Origin of the sequence: Janthinobacterium sp. RA13 (genome assembly GCF_000745325.1) — a bacterium.
Classification (GTDB): domain Bacteria; phylum Pseudomonadota; class Gammaproteobacteria; order Burkholderiales; family Burkholderiaceae_D; genus Janthinobacterium; species Janthinobacterium rivuli.
On the sequence record NZ_JQNP01000001.1, the window covers coordinates 3938679 to 3955007 of the forward strand.

Below are 16329 nucleotides of genomic sequence, written 5' to 3' on the forward strand. Positions count from 1 at the left end.
ATGGCCCTCAGCCTTCATCTTTTTCTCGCAGACCAGCCTCCATGAAAAAACTTTTAGCGGCACTGGCCTCCAGTGTATTTTTCTTTTCCGCCGCCTACGCCCAGAGCGTTCCAGCCCCGACCATCGCCGCCAAGTCCTGGCTGTTGCTTGACGCCACCAGCGGCCAGATCATTGCTTCGCAAGATCCGGACGCCCGCATCGAGCCGGCTTCGTTGACCAAAATCATGACGGCTTACCTGACGTTTGCCGCCATCCGCGAAAAGAAACTGGCGCTGGACCAAAAAGTGAACGTGTCCGTGCGTGCATGGAAAGTCGATTCGAGCAGCTCGAAGATGTTCATCGACCCGGCCACCCCCGTCTCGATCGACGACTTGCTGCACGGCCTGATGATTCAATCGGGTAACGACGCCGCCGTGGCCCTGGCAGAAGCCGTTGCCGGCGATGAAGGCACGTTCGTCGTGCTGATGAACCGCGAAGCCCAGCGCATGGGCCTGAAAAACACGCGTTTTGCCAATCCGCATGGCTTGCCTAGCCCCGATAACTATTCCACGGCGCAAGACCTGTCCGTGCTGGCCAAGCGCGTGATCGCCGATTACCCGGAATTCTACAAAATCGATTCCGTGAAAAGCTTCACGTACAACAAGATCACCCAGCCTAACCGCAACCGCCTGCTGTGGCTGGACCCAACCGTCGATGGCATGAAAACGGGCCACACGGAAGCGGCTGGCTATTGCATGATCGCCTCGGCACGCCGTCCGGGCGGCACCGGCGAGCGCCGCTTGATCTCCGTGGTGCTGGGCACGACGTCGGACCAGGCCCGCACGCAGGAAAGCCAGAAGCTGCTGAACTGGGGCTTCCAGAACTTCGATACGGTCAAGCTGTACTCGAAAGGCCAGGCCGTGGCTACGCCGGAAGTGTGGAAGGGCTCGAAAGGCACCGTGAAAATCGGCTTCGCACGCGATGTGCTCGTCACCGTACCAAAAGGCACGGCTGCCAAGATGAAACCGGTGCTGGAACGCAAGGACCCGCTGGTCGCGCCACTGGCTGAGAACGCCCCGGTCGGCAAGCTGAAAATGATGGTCGACGACAAAGTTCTGCTGGAACTGCCTGTCGTGGCGCTGGAAACCATCAACCAGGCAACGATCTTCGGCCGCGCCTGGGATTCGATGCGCCTGTGGATGAAGTAATTATTTCTCGTACCACATGAAAAATGCCCGCAGATGCTGCGGGCATTTTTTTCGTCTGTCTCGCCGCCGCTTTCTCCGCAGCATGCTGTAGCGTAGCTGGCTATAATCGTGGCGTCACCTTCGTCTCCACCACCTGAAAGCCAGCCCATGAGCCATGTATTTCCCGCCAGCCTGCAAGCGCCGCGCAGCCGTTTGAGCAGCAACGGTCCCGAACTGTCGCGCATCGTCGCCGGCATGTGGCGCATCGGCGAGTGGAATATGTCGGCGCAGCAGCGCCTGGCTTTCATCGAGCAATGCCTGGCGCTGGGCGTGTCGAGTTTCGACCATGCCGATATCTATGGCGATTACAGCGCCGAAGGGCTGTTCGGCGAAGCACTGGCCTTGCAGCCGGGCTTGCGCGACAAGATGGAACTGGTCAGCAAATGCGGCATCAAACTGCTGTCGCCGCACCGCCCCGGCCATGCCATCCAGCATTACGACACGAGCGCGGCCCACATCACCAGTTCCGTGGAGCACACCTTGCACCAGTTGCACACGGACCGCCTGGACTTGCTGCTGATCCACCGTCCCGACCCGCTGATGGATTTCGACGAGATCGCCGGTGCCTTCACTCAGCTGCAACAGGCGGGCAAGGTGCTGCACTTTGGCGTGTCGAATTTCAGCCGCCACCAGTTCGAGTGCCTGCACCGGCGCTTCCCGCTGGTGACGAACCAGGTGGAATGCTCACCGCTGCACGTGGCGCCCCTGTTCGATGAAACCTTCGACGGCTTGCAGGACGTGGGGGTGGCGCCGATGATCTGGTCGCCGCTGGCGGGCGGCCGGCTGTTCCAGGGCGGCGATGCGAATGTGGAGAACTTGCGCAATGTCATCAAGCAGATCGCGGATCAGCTGCAGCGTCCGTTTGCCAGCGTGGTGTTTGCCTGGATCATGCAACTGCCTTGCCGTCCCCTGCCGCTGACGGGCACGGGCCGCATCGAGGCCGTGGGCGTGGCCGTGGAAGGCACGCAGTTTACGCTCAGCCGCAGCGACTGGTTCGCCATCCTGCGCGCCGCGCGCGGGCACGAGGTAGCCTAATCTATCTCGTCCGGATCGTTGAATACTTGAGGCAGCGCAATGCCGCGCCAGCCCAGGTACCACGCCAGGTTGAGCAGCAGGGTGGCGGCGATGTAGACGGCGAAGAACAGCGCAAAGAAACTGGTCTTCAGCCACACCAGCAGGGCGATGGCGACGATCAGCACCAGCAGCGCGGCCAGGCTTTTCTTTTGCTTGGAGCTGGGGAAACGCAAGGTCGACACCATCAGGCTGCCCACGCCGACCAGCAGCAGCATCAGCAGATAGCTGTGCAGCATGGAATCGATGGGCGCTGGCCACGCCACCACCACGGCCGCCACGCAGGCGGCCCCGGCCGTGATCGGCATGCCGACGAAATACAGGGGATCGGTGCGCCCCACATTCACATTGAAACGCGCCAGGCGCATGGCGCCGCAGGCCACAAAGAAGAAGCTGGCCATGCCGCCAAAACGCAGCAGCAGCGGATCGTGCACGCCCATCTGCACAAAACCATAGCAGTACAACAAGACGGCCGGGGCGCAGCCGAAATTCATCACGTCGGCGATGGAATCGAGCTGCACGCCGAACTGCGAACTGGTGTTCGTCAGGCGCGCGACATAACCGTCGAGCGCGTCAAATACTCCGGCCAGCACCAGCAAGGCGGCCGCCAGGCGGTAGGCATCGGCGTCGCCGACAGTCGCGTTATCGACGGAAATGACGATGCTGGCAAAACCGCAGGCTATCGAAAGCAAAGTCACCATGCTGGGCAAGGCGTACTTGGCGCGCTGCAGGCGCGACTTGGGCAATGTGTTCAAATTTGTGGGCAATCAAAGAAATCGGTAATGAGGCTACGCAGCGGCAAACGCTGCACTATGCTCATTCTACCCTGCGCAGCTGCGGCACCGTCTGCGCACGAGCGCGCGACATATCTTGTCATGGATGCTCTACGGCATATAAAAATGCCTTAGAATCATTTCACAGGGCAGCACGCTGGCACCCACCGCTGTCCGCCTACCTATACAGGAGTCAACTTGATTGCCTCGTCACTGCGTTGGAAATACTGGATACCCGCCCTGCTGAGCGCAGCCCTGCTGAGCGCCTGTGGCGGTGGCGATGGCGGCGACAAGACGTCGCTGAGCACCTCGACCGCGGCCGGGCAGCTGATACAGGAACCGGGCGCTCCCGTCGTCAGCAACAATATCGCCACCGATGGTTTCAACTGGATCAATTACCGGCGCAGCCAGATCGGCCTGGCGCCACTGGTACGCAATAGCCTGATCGACAACGCGGCACTCGGCCACTCCAACTATCTGAACAGCAATAATGTGGTGGTGCACAATCAAGTTAAAGGCAAACCCGGCTTTACCGGCGAAACACTGTATGACCGCCTGACTGCATCGAACTATGGCGTCACCTCCGTCTGGGGCGAAGTCATCGCGGGCGTGGCGACCAACTCCGGTTTCTACATGGCGGAAAACCTGATCACGGCCGTGTATCACCGCTTCCTCATCTTTGAACCTATCTTCAAGGAAGGTGGCGCCGGTGCGGCCGTCAACAACAGCGGCTATGCCTATTTCACCACCGACCTGGCCGGCAATAGCCGCTATGGCCCCGGCTTGCCGGCCGGACAGATCGTCAGCTACCCTTTCAACGGACAGACCAAGGTCGCCACCAGTTTCTCCAGCGATGAAGAAGAGCCCGATCCCGTGCCCAACCAGAACGTGGTCGGCTACCCGATCAGCGTCCATGCGAATTTCGACGCCACCCTCAGCGTGACGACCTTCACCATGCGCCCGCGTGGCGCCGGCGCGGACCTGACGGTACGCCTGCTCAGCAAGGAGAGCGATGCCATCAATACATCGCGCTCGGTGGCGGCCATCATCCCGCTGGCCCCCCTGCTGGCGGCCACCACCTATGACGTGAGTTTCATCGGCAAAGTCAATGGCGCGAACGTCACGCGCAGCTGGTCATTCACGACGCGTTAGTCTGGCAGTGTCTGCCAAGCGGACGCAGTAGCAAGGGCAACTGGATGTAAAATAGCGGATATTGCATGAATGCAATTGACAAGTTTTGGGGCCCTCTGCACACCAGGCATGATGAAACCACACGCCACTTGCGATGATGATGCCGCCGTTGCGGCGTCCGACATGGTCCGGATTCTCGATGTCGAGAACGGACTGGGCCGCATCATGGGCGACCGCATCCTGTACCTGAAAATCCTGCGCCGCTTCCTGCATGACCACGGCACCACGCCGTGCCAGATCCGCGCCGAATTCGACACGGGCAATTACGCTTCCGCGCGCCTGAAGGCGCATACATTAAAAGGCGCCGCCGGCATGATCGGCGCGCGCCACGTGCACGGCCTGGCGGCCACCCTGGAGTCCGCACTGCGCGCGCAAGCGCCCGACCTGGCCCGGCAGATGCTGCAGTTGGAACTGGCCCAGGATCAATTGCTCGGCGCGGTCAGCAGCATGCTGGGCACGCCAGAGGCAACCCACACGGCGGCGCAGGACGTGGCGCCCGATCCGGCCGCACCTGCCATCCAGCTGCTGCTGGCGCGCCTGGCCAGCCACCTGCGCGAAGGCGACGGCGCGGCCATCGACATCCTGGAAAACTCGGCCAGCCTGCTGGCGGCCAGCCTGGGCGTGCACGTCTACCAGGAAGTGGCGGCCGCCGCGCATGAGTTCGATTTCGACGGCGCACTGGCGGCGCTGCTGCGGCGGCGCTAGTCCCCACGCTCAAGGGTGGTACTGCGCCTCTTCCGCGTAAGCCATGCCGCAACTCTTGCCGCAAAAGCGGCGCACGGCGTCGAGCGGCTTGTCGCAATACCAGCACGCGCCTTTTGGCGGCAGCGCTGCGATCAATTCCGGCATGGCCGGCAGTGGCCGCGCCACTACCTCATCCTCGCACTCCACGACATCGGGCTGTTTGCGGTCCATGGCGCTTCCTTTCCTAGCGGCACTTCAAGGCCGCTCAGCAAGATTACGTCATTAAAGTTGATGCGGTATGAGCATGCTCAATAGACAGCGCTCCCGTGGGATACATGGCAGCAAATGGCGCTATTCGCGACGAGGCTGGCTTTGCACACTCGGCCCCACAAGATCGGCCCGTTCCATGCAGTAAGGCTCCCACTCTGTCTTCTGCCGCATGACGAAAGTCATATTGGCAAGACGCGCACCGTGCGCCTGGATGGCTTCCTTGCGCTGGGGTGTATTGACAAGCAAGGCCATCACTTGACCTACCTTGTTTTCATCCTCGGGGACCAGCTCGCCAAGGCCAGCCAGGCATTCACCGCTGCGTATCGCCATCGAATGCGCATGTGACGATTCCGAGGGTGTGGTTGCCAGAATAGCCGCCTGGGTGCTGATGGCAACATTTGCCATGCCCCGCAGAAGCCGGGCATCTCGCGAAAAATGCCGCAGCAGAAACAACTCGACATCATCGCGCACGCCATTATCATTGCTATCAATACCGGCAAGCGTTTGTTTGCCAGCAGCACCAGGATCAGGCGGTAGCACAGTGTCGATCGTCAACTGCAATGGGGCGGCAGCCAAAACCGCGATAGGAGAAACAAGCGCCAATGCGAAAAAAACAATAGCGGTGCCACGCGGGAATGAAGGATATGTCATAGGAACTCCTGGTTGGGAATTCCGACTATAAAACCGTCACACGGCAAGATATTGCTGTTCCGCAATCAATATGAATTTGCTTGCAGATACAGAGCCGGCTGAAAACCACCTCCAATAAATCATCAGGCGAAAATTCGCCCGTGGCGCTCGACAGTTGCACCTGCGCCAGGCGCAGCTCTTCGGCGAACAGATCGAACCCCGGTCTTTTCGCCGTTCGAGGTGTATGCAAAAAAACACCTCTGATACTTATTTCCGAAAGCTCCTGACCGCATCATTCGCATGCGCGTCGATGACTTTGTGAATTGCTGGTTGCTGCGCATATTTCACGCGCAGCCGCTTCCACTGCCGCTGCGCCTGCCCGCACGAACTGGCCACGGCTTGCGTGATCTCGCGCTGGCGCGCCTTGTCGTTGTCATCCCACTCGCCGGCAAAATGCTCGCACATCTGGGCGTTCTCGACGAACCGCGCCACGTCCTTCGGCAACTTTTCCTGCGCACTGGCCAGCAGGGGCAGGCAACTGAACAGCAGAGCAAGCAGCAGCTTCATCGAACCTCCTTATTTGCCGATGCAGAAACGGCTGAAAATCACGCCCAGCAGATCGTCAGGCGAGAACTCGCCCGTGATGCTCGACAGCTGCACCTGCGCCAGGCGCAGTTCTTCGGCGAACAGGTCCAGCGACTGGTCGTCCTGCGCCGCGTGTTCGGCGGCGATGTCCAGGTGCTTGCCGGCCGATTTCAAGGCGATCAGATGGCGTTCGCGCGCCAGGTACAGCGATTCGCCCGTCTGCTGCCAGCCTGCGATGCGCAAGAGCTCGGCGCGCAAGAGGTCAATGCCGATGTGCTCGTGCGCCGACAGATACACGTGGGTGGCGTCCGGCATGCTATCGACGCCGGGTTTATGCCCGGACAGATCGATCTTGTTCCACACGCGCACCACCGGCACGCCTTCTGGGAAGGCGGCGACGATGGTTTCGTCGGCCAACGTGGGGCCGTGGTCGGCGTCAAGCAGGTGCAGGATCACGTCCGCCTTGCCGATCTCGCCCCAGGTGCGCTCGATGCCGATGCGCTCGACGGCGTCGATGGTGTCGCCCGCGCTGCGAATGCCGGCCGTGTCGATGATGTTGAGCGGAATGCCTTCGATCTGGATGGTTTCGCTGACCTTGTCGCGCGTGGTGCCGGCGATCGGTGTGACGATCGCCACGTCGGCGCCGGCCAGCGCGTTCAGCAGCGACGATTTACCCACGTTGGGCTGGCCTGCCAGCACGACATTCAAGCCTTCACGCAGCAGCGCGCCCTGCGCCGCCTGCGCAAACACTTTGTTTAACGCTTCGATGACGGCTTTCAATTGACCGCGCGCATTCGATTTTTCCAGGAAATCGATTTCTTCTTCCGGAAAATCCAGGGTCGCTTCGACCAGCATGCGCAGTCCCGTCACCTGTTCCACCAGCGCGTGGATGGTGTTCGAGAACGCGCCCGACAGCGATTGCGAAGCGGACTTGGCCGCCGCTTCCGTCGAGGCGTCGATCAGGTCGGCCACAGCTTCGGCTTGCGCCAGGTCAAGCTTGTCATTCAAAAACGCGCGGCGCGTGAATTCGCCCGGTTCGGCCAGGCGCAAGCCGCTGTCACGGCCCGCTTCCAGCACGCGCGCCAGCAGCAGTTGCAGCACGATGGGGCCGCCATGGCCCTGCAATTCCAGCACGTCTTCGCCCGTGTACGAATGCGGACCCTTGAAGTGGATGGCGATGCCCTGGTCGATGATGGCGCCGTCGGCTTCCGTGAATGGCAGATAGGTGGCGTTGCGCGGTTTGAGTTGCTGCGCGCCGAACAGGGCCGTCATCAGCGGAGCGAGGTTTTTGCCGGAGGCGCGTACCACGCCGATGCCGCCACGACCCGGAGCGGTGGCGATGGCGGCGATAGGGGAAGAGTCGAGTTTCATGGGGATATTGTAGATTAAAAAAAAGCCCGCACTCGGCGGGCTTTCGATTCGCTGGCCGGACTTACTTGACGGCAGGCGCGTATTTCTTGGTGATCACCCATTGCTGGCCGATCGACAGGACGTTGTTGACGACCCAGTAGAGTACCAAGCCCGACGGGAAGAAGAAGAACATCACCGAGAATGCCAGTGGCATGAACAGCATCATCTTCGCTTGCATCGGATCGGCCGGGGCCGGGTTCAGCTTGGTCGTGATGAACATCGAGATCGCGTACAGCACGGGCAGGATGCACCATGGGTCATGCTGGGCCAGGTCGGTGATCCAGCCGATCCATGGCGCGCCGCGGATTTCCACGGACGCGTTCAAGACCCAGTACAGCGCGATAAAGACGGGCATCTGGATCAGGATCGGCAGGCAGCCGCCCAGCGGATTGATCTTTTCCGTCTTGTACAGCTCCATCGTGGCCTGGTTCATCTTTTGCGGATCGCCCTTGAAACGTTCGCGGATCGCTTGCATCTTCGGCGTGACCAGTTTCATCTTCGCCATGCTGCGGTAGCCGGCGGCCGACAGCGGGAAGAACAGCAGCTTGATCAGGATCGTGAAGGCGATGATGGTCCAGCCCCAGTTGCCCAGCACGCTGTGGATCTGTTCCATGACCCAGAACATCGGCTTGGCGATGATGGTCAGCCAGCCATAATCCTTGACCAGTTCCAGGCCAGGCGAGACGTTTTCCAGCAGGTGCGCGATTTGCGGACCCGAGTACAGCTTGCTGTCCATGCTGGCCGAGGCGCCTGGCGCCAGGGTAGGCAGCGGCAGCACGTTGCCGATGGCGTACAGGTTGGGGCCGACTTTCTTCGTGAAGATGTCGCGCTTGGCGTTCTCGGGCGGAACGAATGCGGACACGAAGAAGTGTTGCGAAATCGCAAACCAGCCGCCATTCGCCGTGGCCGGGTGCAGGCCCTTCATGGCGTTGTCGTTGCCCTTCTTCTCGTCTTCCACGGCCGCTTTTTCGATTTTCTCGAACGTCAGCTTCTGGTACTTGTCTTGCGGCGTGTACAGCGTCGGACCGGTGAAGCTGCTGTTGAAGAACGAGTCGCCGACCGGCTTGTTGCCGTCATGCGTCAGTTGCAGATACAGCTGCGGCGTGACAGGTGCCGCGCCCATGTTGGAGACGTCGTGGCGCACGTCGATGACGTAGTCGCCGCGCTTGAAGGTAAACGTCTTGGTCAGCTTGACGCCGCCTTCAACCGCTTCCATCACCAGTTGCACTTGCTTGCCGTCACCGATGGTGCGCACGCCAGGCTGCACGGTGAAACCGCTCGCGTGGGTAGGGAAAGGACCGCCGACCAGGCCCGATTGCGCCAGGTAGGTGTGGTTCGCGCCTTCATCGAACAGCACTTCATTCTGCTTGCCGTCATCAGGCTGGCATACCTTGAACAGGCCGAAGCAGCCGCCAAACCAGCCCGGATTGCCCGCGCCTTTGAATTTCAGCAATTCCAGACGCTTGACCTGGCCGCCCAGAGTGTCGATATCGACCTTGATGACGTCGGTGGTGATGGTAATCACTTCGCGCTTGAACGCGGCGGGATCGACAGCCTCACCCGGCAGGGCAGGCACGCCTGCCGCAGCCGAGGCAGCCAGAGCAGCCGTCTTGGCAGGGGTCGCAGGCGCCTTGGCGGTTTGTTCCGTGTTCGCGGAGAACATCGACGGCTTGCCGTTCGAGATCATCCATTCGTTCCAGAGAATTACCAGCGAGACGGAAAACACGATCCACAGGATGGTACGTTTATTGATATCCATTAGGGTATTTGTCAGGAGTGGTTGCAACCGCAAGCGGTCGTTGAAGATTGTTTGCCATCGGCCGGCGGCACCGGGTCGACGCCCCCTTCATTCCAGGGGTGGCAACGGCACAGGCGCTTGGCAGCCAGCAGGCTGCCCTTGGCCGTACCGTGCACGCGCAGCGCTTCCATCGCGTAATGCGAACAGCTCGGATAGAAACGGCAATTCTGTCCCAGCATGGGGCTGATCAGCAACTGATAAGCACGCAGCAGTAACAGCAGCAGGGTTTTCATGGCGCGGATGGTGGTGGCGCAGCAACAGAACGGGCCTGGGCGGCGATTTGCGCCGCAAACAGGCGGCTCAATTCCTCACGCAGCTCGGCTTTGAGCCGGGTCGTGGTAGCCGGGCCATCCTTGCTGTTGACGGCGCGTGACAAACGCACCACGCAGTCGACCGGCGGCATCGCGCTGTTGCGAAACAGCTCGCGCGTGACGCGCTTGATCGTGTTGCGGGTCGCCGCGCGCGGCGCGAAACGCTTGGCCACAACGACGCCCAGCCGCGCATGCGGCAATTGATTGTGTCGGGTGTACAGCACAAAATGCGCTGTTTTTTGCGAAGGGCGCAAACGAAAAACGGATGAAAATTCATCCGTTTTAACGATACGCCGAAAGCGCGCGAAGTCGTGTGAACCTTCGCGTTGATTGCCGACTGGAGTACAGCTAGCCACGCGATCAGCTGTCAACGACAAGCCTAGACGGCCAGACGTTTGCGGCCCTTTGCGCGACGTGCGTTGAGCACATCACGGCCACCACGGGTAGCCATACGAGCGCGGAAGCCGTGCGTACGCTTGCGGCGAACGACGGAAGGTTGGTAAGTACGTTTCATGTTGGTCTCGCTAAAAACAAAAAAAATGCAAAATCGGGTCTGACGTCCCGTCAGTTTTTGGTGCCAATGACAATCGCGCACTTATGCCAAAGCACAAGCTGGCCAATCTCATCGCCCGCTTAATCCACGCTTAGTCCATATTGTCGTTCCAAATGAATAAACACGGAATACGGGCGGGGAACCCTGAATTATTCAGCATATGCCCCCCTCTTGTCAAGGATTGCCGTGATCGTCTGGAAATTTGCGCGCCGACCCCCATCTGCTTGCAAGGCCCCGCCACAGGCCGCGCCAGCACTGCCTGTGACGGGATAACCGGGGGATAAGTCGCCTCTTATGCACACGGCGCCCCACCCCGCCACAGAAAAATAAGCGTCGTGCCTGTGGATAACTTTCTCAGTCGGGAGTAGAATAGCGCGTTACGTGTGGCGAGCCCTCGCGCGACGCCGGCCTTGCAACACGGTGAACGCAGGGCAGAATCGATACGCCCTCCCACACCTTTTCACATAGACATACATGGATAATTTCTGGCAGGCCTGTTCCGCGCAGTTGGAACTGGAGCTGACACCGCAACAATTCAGTGCGTGGATCAAACCGCTTATCCCTCTCGATTACGAAGAGGGCAAGCTGCGCATTGCTGCGCCCAATCGCTTCAAGCTCGATTGGGTCAAGACCCAGTTCGCCAGCCGCATCACTGCCCTGGCCATTCAGTACTTCGAAGCGCCGACGGAAGTGCAGTTCGTGCTCGACCCGCGCCTGGCCCTGCCGAAGAAACCCGTCACCGCCAGCACCCCGGCCAGCGATCCGAATGGCGGCGCGCCCAGCGCGCGCGCCGCGGAACCGCAGCCCAGCGTGCCGGAACTGAGCATCGGCGCGGCGCCGCGCCGCGAGCAGAGCCGCATCAACACCGACCTGACCTTCGACAGCTTCGTGACCGGTAAGGCCAACCAATTGGCACGCGCCGCCGCCATCCAGGTGGCGAACAATCCGGGCGTGTCGTATAACCCGCTGTTCTTCTATGGCGGCGTCGGCCTCGGTAAAACCCACTTGATCCACGCCATCGGCAACCAGGTGATGGCCGACAATCCGGGTGCAAAAATTCGCTACATCCACGCAGAACAGTACGTTCGCGACGTAGTGACCGCTTACCAGCGCAAGGGTTTCGACGACTTCAAGCACTACTATCACTCGCTCGACATGCTGCTGATCGATGATATCCAGTTCTTTGGCGGCAAGAGCCGCACGCAGGAAGAGTTTTTCTATGCGTTCGAGGCATTGATTGCCGCGAAGAAACAGATCATCATCACCTCGGATACCTATCCGAAGGAAATCACGGGCATGGACGACCGTTTGATCTCGCGCTTCGACTCGGGCCTGACGGTGGCCATCGAACCGCCGGAACTGGAAATGCGCGTGGCAATTTTGCTGAAAAAAGCCAAGCAGGAAGGCGTGACCTTCTCCGACGACGTGGCTTTCTTTGTCGCCAAGCATTTGCGCTCAAACGTGCGCGAGCTCGAAGGCGCGCTGCGCAAGATCCTCGCGTACTCGCGTTTCCATGGCAAAGACATCACCATCGATATCGTCAAGGAAGCCCTAAAGGACTTGCTGTCGGTGCAGAACCGCCAGATTTCCGTGGAAAACATCCAGAAAACCGTGGCCGACTTCTTCAATATCAAGGTTGCCGACATGTATTCGAAGCGCCGCCCGGCGAATATCGCCCGGCCGCGCCAGATCGCCATGTACCTGGCCAAGGAATTGACACAGAAGAGCCTGCCGGAAATCGGCGAGCTGTTCGGCGGCCGCGACCACACCACGGTGCTGCATGCCGTGCGCAAGATCGCGCTGGACCGCACCAAGAACCCGGAATGCAACCATGAATTGCATGTGCTGGAGCAAACACTAAAAGGCTAAGGCCGCTTGGGCAAGACTGGCTCAAAACGTGCTTTACCCTTATCATCTGGGAGGGCGCCGCAGCCGGTCTGTCGGGGCTCCCCATGGCAACAATTGTTAAATTAATACGTTAAACGTCGTACTGTTCAACCTATACATTGAGGATAAATATGCAATTGGTCAAAACCACCCGAGATACCCTTCTCCGGCCACTGCAGATCGTGAGCGGTATTGTCGAGCGTCGGCACACTATGCCGATTCTGGCCAATATCCTCATCCGCAAAGACGGTGAAAATGTCTCCTTCCTGTCGACCGACACCGAAGTGCAGATCACCACGCACGCGGAAATCGGTTCCGGCGCGGACGTCACCGGCACCACCGTGGCCGCGCGCAAGCTGCTGGACATCCTGCGCGCCCTGCCCGAATCGGGCGACGTCACGATGACCCTGCTGAACAAGCGGCTGACCGTGCAAACGGGCAAGTCGCGTTTCGCCCTGCAAACCCTGGCGGCGGAAGAGTTTCCGACCGTGCAACAGGCGGAAAGCTACAACGCGTCCGTCACCCTGCCCCAAAAAACGCTGAAACACCTGTTCAACATGGTGCATTTCTCGATGGCGCAGCAAGACATCCGCTACTACCTGAACGGCTTGCTGCTGGTTCTGGATGGCAATAATGTCATCGCCGTGGCCACCGACGGCCACCGCCTGGCGTTTTGCCAGGTGGCCACCGAGCAGACCTTCGCGCGCCAGGAAGTCATTATTCCGCGCAAGACCATCATCGAACTGCAGCGTCTGCTGGAAGAGAACGATGAGCCGGTGCAACTGGACATCGCCGCCAACCAGGTGAAACTGACCTTTGCCGACATCGAGCTGATCTCGAAGCTGGTGGAAGGCAAGTTCCCCGACTACACGCGCGTGATTCCAAAAGGCTACAAAAACGACTTCACCATCGGCCGCGATGAACTGCTGCGCTCGCTGCAACGTGCCGCCATCATGACCAGCGACAAGTTCAAGGGCGTGCGCTGCATCATCACCCCGGGCAGCATGAAGATCAGCTCGACCAATGCGGACCAGGAAGAAGCCGTCGAAGAGCTGGAAATCGACTACGGCGGCGACTCCGTCGACATCGGCTTCAACGTGACGTATCTGCTGGACGTGCTGAACAACCTGAAATGCGAATACGTCAACATCGCGCTCGGTGATTCGAACTCGTCCGCCCTGATCTCCATCCCGGACAATGCCGACTTCAAGTATGTCGTCATGCCGATGCGGATTTAAATCAGGGGTCAGACCCGCCGGGTCTGACCCCAGCATTTCGCCGTTGGGTTGAAATGCGATATCACGCAATCAAGAAACCCAATGAAAAGCTGGGGTCAGACCCAACAGGCTCTGACCCCGGAACAGTACTAGTTAATTGAGAAAGCAGTCCATGTCCGAGAATCCACAAGACACCCCGATCCAGGCCAAAACGGAAGAATACGGCGCCTCCTCCATCCAGATCCTGGAAGGCCTGGAAGCCGTACGCAAACGCCCGGGCATGTACATTGGCGACACCTCGGACGGCACCGGCTTGCACCATCTGGTTTTCGAAGTGCTGGACAACTCCATCGATGAATCGCTGGCCGGCCACTGCACGGACATCAACGTCACCATCCACAGCGACAATTCGATCTCGATCACCGACAATGGCCGCGGCGTGCCGACCGGTCTGAAAATGGACGACAAGCACGATCCGAAGCGGTCGGCGGCGGAAATCGTCATGACCGAGCTGCACGCGGGCGGCAAGTTCGACCAGAACTCCTATAAAGTATCGGGCGGCTTGCACGGCGTGGGCGTGTCTTGCGTGAATGGCCTGTCGAAATTGCTGAAACTGACCATCCGCCGCGATGGCAAAGTGCATCACATGGAATTCGTGCGCGGCGTGCCGCAAGACCGCCAGATCGTCATGGTGGGTGACATCGCCACCTCGCCGATCAAGGTCATCGGCGAGACGGACAAGCGCGGCACCGACGTGCATTTCTGGGCCGATGAAGAGATTTTCACGCACGTGGAATTCCACTACGAAATCCTGGCCAAGCGCATCCGCGAACTGTCGTTCCTGAACAATGGCGTCAAGATCAAATTGTCCGACCAGCGCACGGGCAAGGAAGAAATCTTCGCCTTCGAAGGCGGCACGCGCGGCTTCGTCGAGTACATCAACAAGGCCAAATCGGTCTTGCACCCGACCATTTTCCAGGCCACGGGCGAGCGCCTGTCGGACCAGGGAACGAACATCTCGGTTGACGTGTCGATGCAGTGGAACGATGCCTACAATGAACAAGTGCTGTGCTTCACGAATAACATCCCGCAACGCGATGGCGGCACCCACCTGACGGGTCTGCGCGCGGCGATGACACGCGTCATCAACAAATACATCGATGAACACGAGTTCGCCAAGAAGGCGAAAGTGGAAATCAGCGGCGACGACATGCGCGAAGGCTTGACCTGCGTCTTGTCGGTGAAAGTGCCGGAACCGAAATTCTCGTCGCAGACGAAAGACAAGCTGGTGTCGTCGGAAGTGCGCGGCCCGGTCGAAGAGATCGTCGCCAAGACCCTGGCTGATTACCTGCAAGAAAAACCGAACGACGCCAAGATCATTTGCGGCAAGATCGTCGAAGCGGCGCGCGCCCGTGAAGCGGCCCGCAAGGCCCGCGATTTGACGCGCCGCAAAGGCATCATGGACGGCCTGGGCCTGTCGGCCAAGCTGGCCGACTGCCAGGAAAAAGACCCCGCCCTGTGCGAACTGTACATCGTCGAGGGTGACTCGGCAGGTGGCTCGGCAAAACAAGGGCGCGACCGCAAGTTCCAGGCGATTCTGCCGCTGCGCGGTAAAGTCTTGAACGTGGAAAAAGCCCGTTTCGAAAAAATGCTGTCGTCGGAGCAGATCACCACCCTGATCGCCACGCTCGGCACCTCGATCGGACCGGACGAATTCAACGTCGAGAAACTGCGCTACCACCGCATCATCATCATGACCGATGCGGACGTCGACGGCGCCCACATCCGTACCCTACTGCTGACCCTGTTCTACCGTCAGATGCCGCAACTGGTCGAGCGCGGCCACATCTACATCGCGCAACCGCCGCTGTACAAAGTCAAAGCCGGCCGCGACGAGCGCTATCTGAAAGATGACGCCGAAGAAGCGAGCTACATGATGACGGTGGCGCTGAACACGGCCGTGCTGGTGCCGCGCACCGGCGCGGAAGGCATTTCCGGCGAAACATTGACGGAACTGGTGCGCAAGTTCAACCTGTCGAACACCATCATGACCCGTCTGACGCGCGTCATCGACCGCGCCGCCCTGACGGCCATCATGACGGGCGTGCAGCTGGACCTGTCGACCCTGGACCTGGCGGAAACCTCCGCCCTGGCCCTGCAGACGGCCATCAACGACAGCGCCGTAAAAGTGCACGTGCGTTCCGACGACCTGTCGGAAAAACACATGCTGCGCATCGAGCGCATGCACCACGGCAACATCAAAGTCAGCGCCATCGACGCCGACTTCGTGCAAGGCCCGGACTACGCCGTGCTGAGCAGCGGCGCCGCCACCTTCGAAGGCCTGATCGGCGAAGGCGCCTTCGTGCGCCGCGGCGAAGGCGAGCGCATCAAGGAAATCGCCGTCGTCGACTTCCACCAGGCCATGCAATGGCTGCGCGACGAAGCCGAACGCACCGTCTCGAAACAGCGCTACAAAGGTCTGGGCGAAATGAACCCGGATCAACTGTGGGAAACGACGATGGACCCAACCGTGCGCCGCTTGTTGAAGGTACAGATCGAAGACGCGATTGCGGCGGATCAGATCTTTACCACGCTGATGGGCGATGATGTGGAACCACGCAGGGCGTTCATCGAAAATAATGCGCTGCGGGCGGGGAATATTGATGTATAAGCATGTTGTAGTTTAGGATTCCAAAGTACATGAAATAGATTTCATTATTTAA

The 16329-nt window shown here is 59.9% G+C and carries 16 protein-coding genes; 7 read left to right on the top strand and 9 right to left on the bottom strand.

Annotation, left to right across the window (positions count from 1 at the left end):
• Nucleotides 1-41: 41 nt before the first annotated feature.
• Together FG13_RS17460 and FG13_RS17465 are read left to right on the top strand one after the other, a co-directional pair.
• The gene (locus FG13_RS17460; protein WP_035822908.1) at nt 42-1187 is read left to right on the top strand and encodes a D-alanyl-D-alanine carboxypeptidase family protein; all 1146 of its coding nucleotides are present in this window, start codon (nt 42-44) and stop codon (nt 1185-1187) included.
• Between the two features lie 147 nt (nt 1188-1334).
• Nucleotides 1335-2261, top strand: coding sequence for an aldo/keto reductase (locus FG13_RS17465; RefSeq protein ID WP_035822910.1), 927 nt, complete (start codon nt 1335-1337; stop codon nt 2259-2261).
• Here the strand turns inward: FG13_RS17465 and pssA are convergent.
• Entirely contained in the window at nt 2258-2998 is a 741-nt protein-coding gene (gene pssA, locus FG13_RS17470) for a CDP-diacylglycerol--serine O-phosphatidyltransferase (RefSeq protein WP_225243950.1), read from the bottom strand. The genes FG13_RS17465 and pssA overlap by 4 nt on opposite strands.
• A gap of 270 nt (nt 2999-3268) precedes the next feature.
• Between pssA and FG13_RS17475 the strand changes: the two genes are divergently transcribed.
• Both FG13_RS17475 and FG13_RS17480 read left to right on the top strand, forming a co-directional pair.
• Complete coding sequence (locus tag FG13_RS17475) at nt 3269-4222, top strand: CAP domain-containing protein (protein WP_327062369.1); 954 nt, start codon at nt 3269-3271, stop codon at nt 4220-4222.
• Nucleotides 4223-4330: 108 nt separating this feature from the next.
• Nucleotides 4331-4966, top strand: a complete 636-nt coding sequence (locus FG13_RS17480; RefSeq protein ID WP_035822911.1) for an Hpt domain-containing protein — start codon at nt 4331-4333, stop codon at nt 4964-4966.
• 9 nt (nt 4967-4975) lie between these two features.
• Here FG13_RS17480 and FG13_RS30705 read toward each other — a convergent pair whose 3' ends face one another.
• The 8 genes from FG13_RS30705 to rpmH form a co-directional block, all read right to left on the bottom strand.
• A complete protein-coding gene (locus tag FG13_RS30705; RefSeq protein ID WP_035822914.1) occupies nt 4976-5176 on the bottom strand; it encodes a hypothetical protein in 201 nt (66 codons plus the stop codon).
• Between the two features lie 120 nt (nt 5177-5296).
• Nucleotides 5297-5866 (bottom strand): hypothetical protein, encoded by a 570-nt coding sequence (locus FG13_RS17490; RefSeq protein WP_035822916.1) that lies wholly within the window; start codon nt 5864-5866, stop codon nt 5297-5299.
• A 246-nt stretch (nt 5867-6112) separates the two neighbouring features.
• Nucleotides 6113-6412, bottom strand: a complete 300-nt coding sequence (locus FG13_RS17495; RefSeq protein ID WP_035822918.1) for a hypothetical protein — start codon at nt 6410-6412, stop codon at nt 6113-6115.
• 9 nt (nt 6413-6421) lie between these two features.
• On the bottom strand, nt 6422-7801 hold the full coding sequence (mnmE, locus tag FG13_RS17500) for a tRNA uridine-5-carboxymethylaminomethyl(34) synthesis GTPase MnmE (RefSeq protein ID WP_035822920.1): 1380 nt from the start codon (nt 7799-7801) through the stop codon (nt 6422-6424).
• Between the two features lie 61 nt (nt 7802-7862).
• On the bottom strand, nt 7863-9599 hold the full coding sequence (yidC, locus tag FG13_RS17505; protein WP_035822922.1) for a membrane protein insertase YidC: 1737 nt from the start codon (nt 9597-9599) through the stop codon (nt 7863-7865).
• An 11-nt stretch (nt 9600-9610) separates the two neighbouring features.
• Complete coding sequence (gene yidD / locus FG13_RS17510; protein ID WP_035822925.1) at nt 9611-9871, bottom strand: membrane protein insertion efficiency factor YidD; 261 nt, start codon at nt 9869-9871, stop codon at nt 9611-9613.
• The gene (gene rnpA / locus FG13_RS17515) at nt 9868-10320 is read right to left on the bottom strand and encodes a ribonuclease P protein component (RefSeq protein ID WP_081922828.1); all 453 of its coding nucleotides are present in this window, start codon (nt 10318-10320) and stop codon (nt 9868-9870) included. The genes yidD and rnpA overlap by 4 nt, the downstream gene beginning before the upstream one ends.
• Nucleotides 10321-10328: 8 nt before the next feature.
• Nucleotides 10329-10463, bottom strand: coding sequence for a 50S ribosomal protein L34 (gene rpmH / locus FG13_RS29560; protein ID WP_010401996.1), 135 nt, complete (start codon nt 10461-10463; stop codon nt 10329-10331).
• A 513-nt stretch (nt 10464-10976) separates the two neighbouring features.
• On the opposite strand from rpmH, the gene dnaA reads away from it, so the two are divergent.
• The 3 genes from dnaA to gyrB all read left to right on the top strand — a co-directional run bounded on the left by dnaA (nt 10977) and on the right by gyrB (nt 16277).
• The gene (dnaA, locus tag FG13_RS17520) at nt 10977-12371 is read left to right on the top strand and encodes a chromosomal replication initiator protein DnaA (protein WP_034781304.1); all 1395 of its coding nucleotides are present in this window, start codon (nt 10977-10979) and stop codon (nt 12369-12371) included.
• A 149-nt stretch (nt 12372-12520) separates the two neighbouring features.
• Nucleotides 12521-13627 carry a DNA polymerase III subunit beta gene (gene dnaN, locus FG13_RS17525; RefSeq protein ID WP_034754341.1) on the top strand — a complete coding sequence of 369 codons (1107 nt, stop codon included), beginning with the start codon at nt 12521-12523 and terminating at the stop codon, nt 13625-13627.
• 151 nt (nt 13628-13778) lie between these two features.
• Nucleotides 13779-16277, top strand: coding sequence for a DNA topoisomerase (ATP-hydrolyzing) subunit B (gene gyrB / locus FG13_RS17530; RefSeq protein WP_035822927.1), 2499 nt, complete (start codon nt 13779-13781; stop codon nt 16275-16277).
• Nucleotides 16278-16329: the final 52 nt, after the last annotated feature.

Excerpts from the sequence above, each read along its gene's own strand:
- FG13_RS17460 (WP_035822908.1), top strand. The coding sequence starts at position 42 with ATGAAAAAACTTTTAGCGGCACTGGCCTCCAGTGTATTTTTCTTTTCC.
- FG13_RS17465 (WP_035822910.1), top strand. The coding sequence starts at position 1,335 with ATGAGCCATGTATTTCCCGCCAGCCTGCAAGCGCCGCGCAGCCGTTTG.
- pssA (WP_225243950.1), bottom strand. The coding sequence starts at position 2,998 with ATGGTGACTTTGCTTTCGATAGCCTGCGGTTTTGCCAGCATCGTCATT.
- FG13_RS17480 (WP_035822911.1), top strand. The coding sequence starts at position 4,331 with ATGATGAAACCACACGCCACTTGCGATGATGATGCCGCCGTTGCGGCG.
- FG13_RS30705 (WP_035822914.1), bottom strand. The coding sequence starts at position 5,176 with ATGGACCGCAAACAGCCCGATGTCGTGGAGTGCGAGGATGAGGTAGTG.
- FG13_RS17490 (WP_035822916.1), bottom strand. The coding sequence starts at position 5,866 with ATGACATATCCTTCATTCCCGCGTGGCACCGCTATTGTTTTTTTCGCA.
- FG13_RS17495 (WP_035822918.1), bottom strand. The coding sequence starts at position 6,412 with ATGAAGCTGCTGCTTGCTCTGCTGTTCAGTTGCCTGCCCCTGCTGGCC.
- mnmE (WP_035822920.1), bottom strand. The coding sequence starts at position 7,801 with ATGAAACTCGACTCTTCCCCTATCGCCGCCATCGCCACCGCTCCGGGT.
- yidC (WP_035822922.1), bottom strand. The coding sequence starts at position 9,599 with ATGGATATCAATAAACGTACCATCCTGTGGATCGTGTTTTCCGTCTCG.
- yidD (WP_035822925.1), bottom strand. The coding sequence starts at position 9,871 with ATGAAAACCCTGCTGCTGTTACTGCTGCGTGCTTATCAGTTGCTGATC.
- rpmH (WP_010401996.1), bottom strand. The coding sequence starts at position 10,463 with ATGAAACGTACTTACCAACCTTCCGTCGTTCGCCGCAAGCGTACGCAC.
- dnaA (WP_034781304.1), top strand. The coding sequence starts at position 10,977 with ATGGATAATTTCTGGCAGGCCTGTTCCGCGCAGTTGGAACTGGAGCTG.
- dnaN (WP_034754341.1), top strand. The coding sequence starts at position 12,521 with ATGCAATTGGTCAAAACCACCCGAGATACCCTTCTCCGGCCACTGCAG.
- gyrB (WP_035822927.1), top strand. The coding sequence starts at position 13,779 with ATGTCCGAGAATCCACAAGACACCCCGATCCAGGCCAAAACGGAAGAA.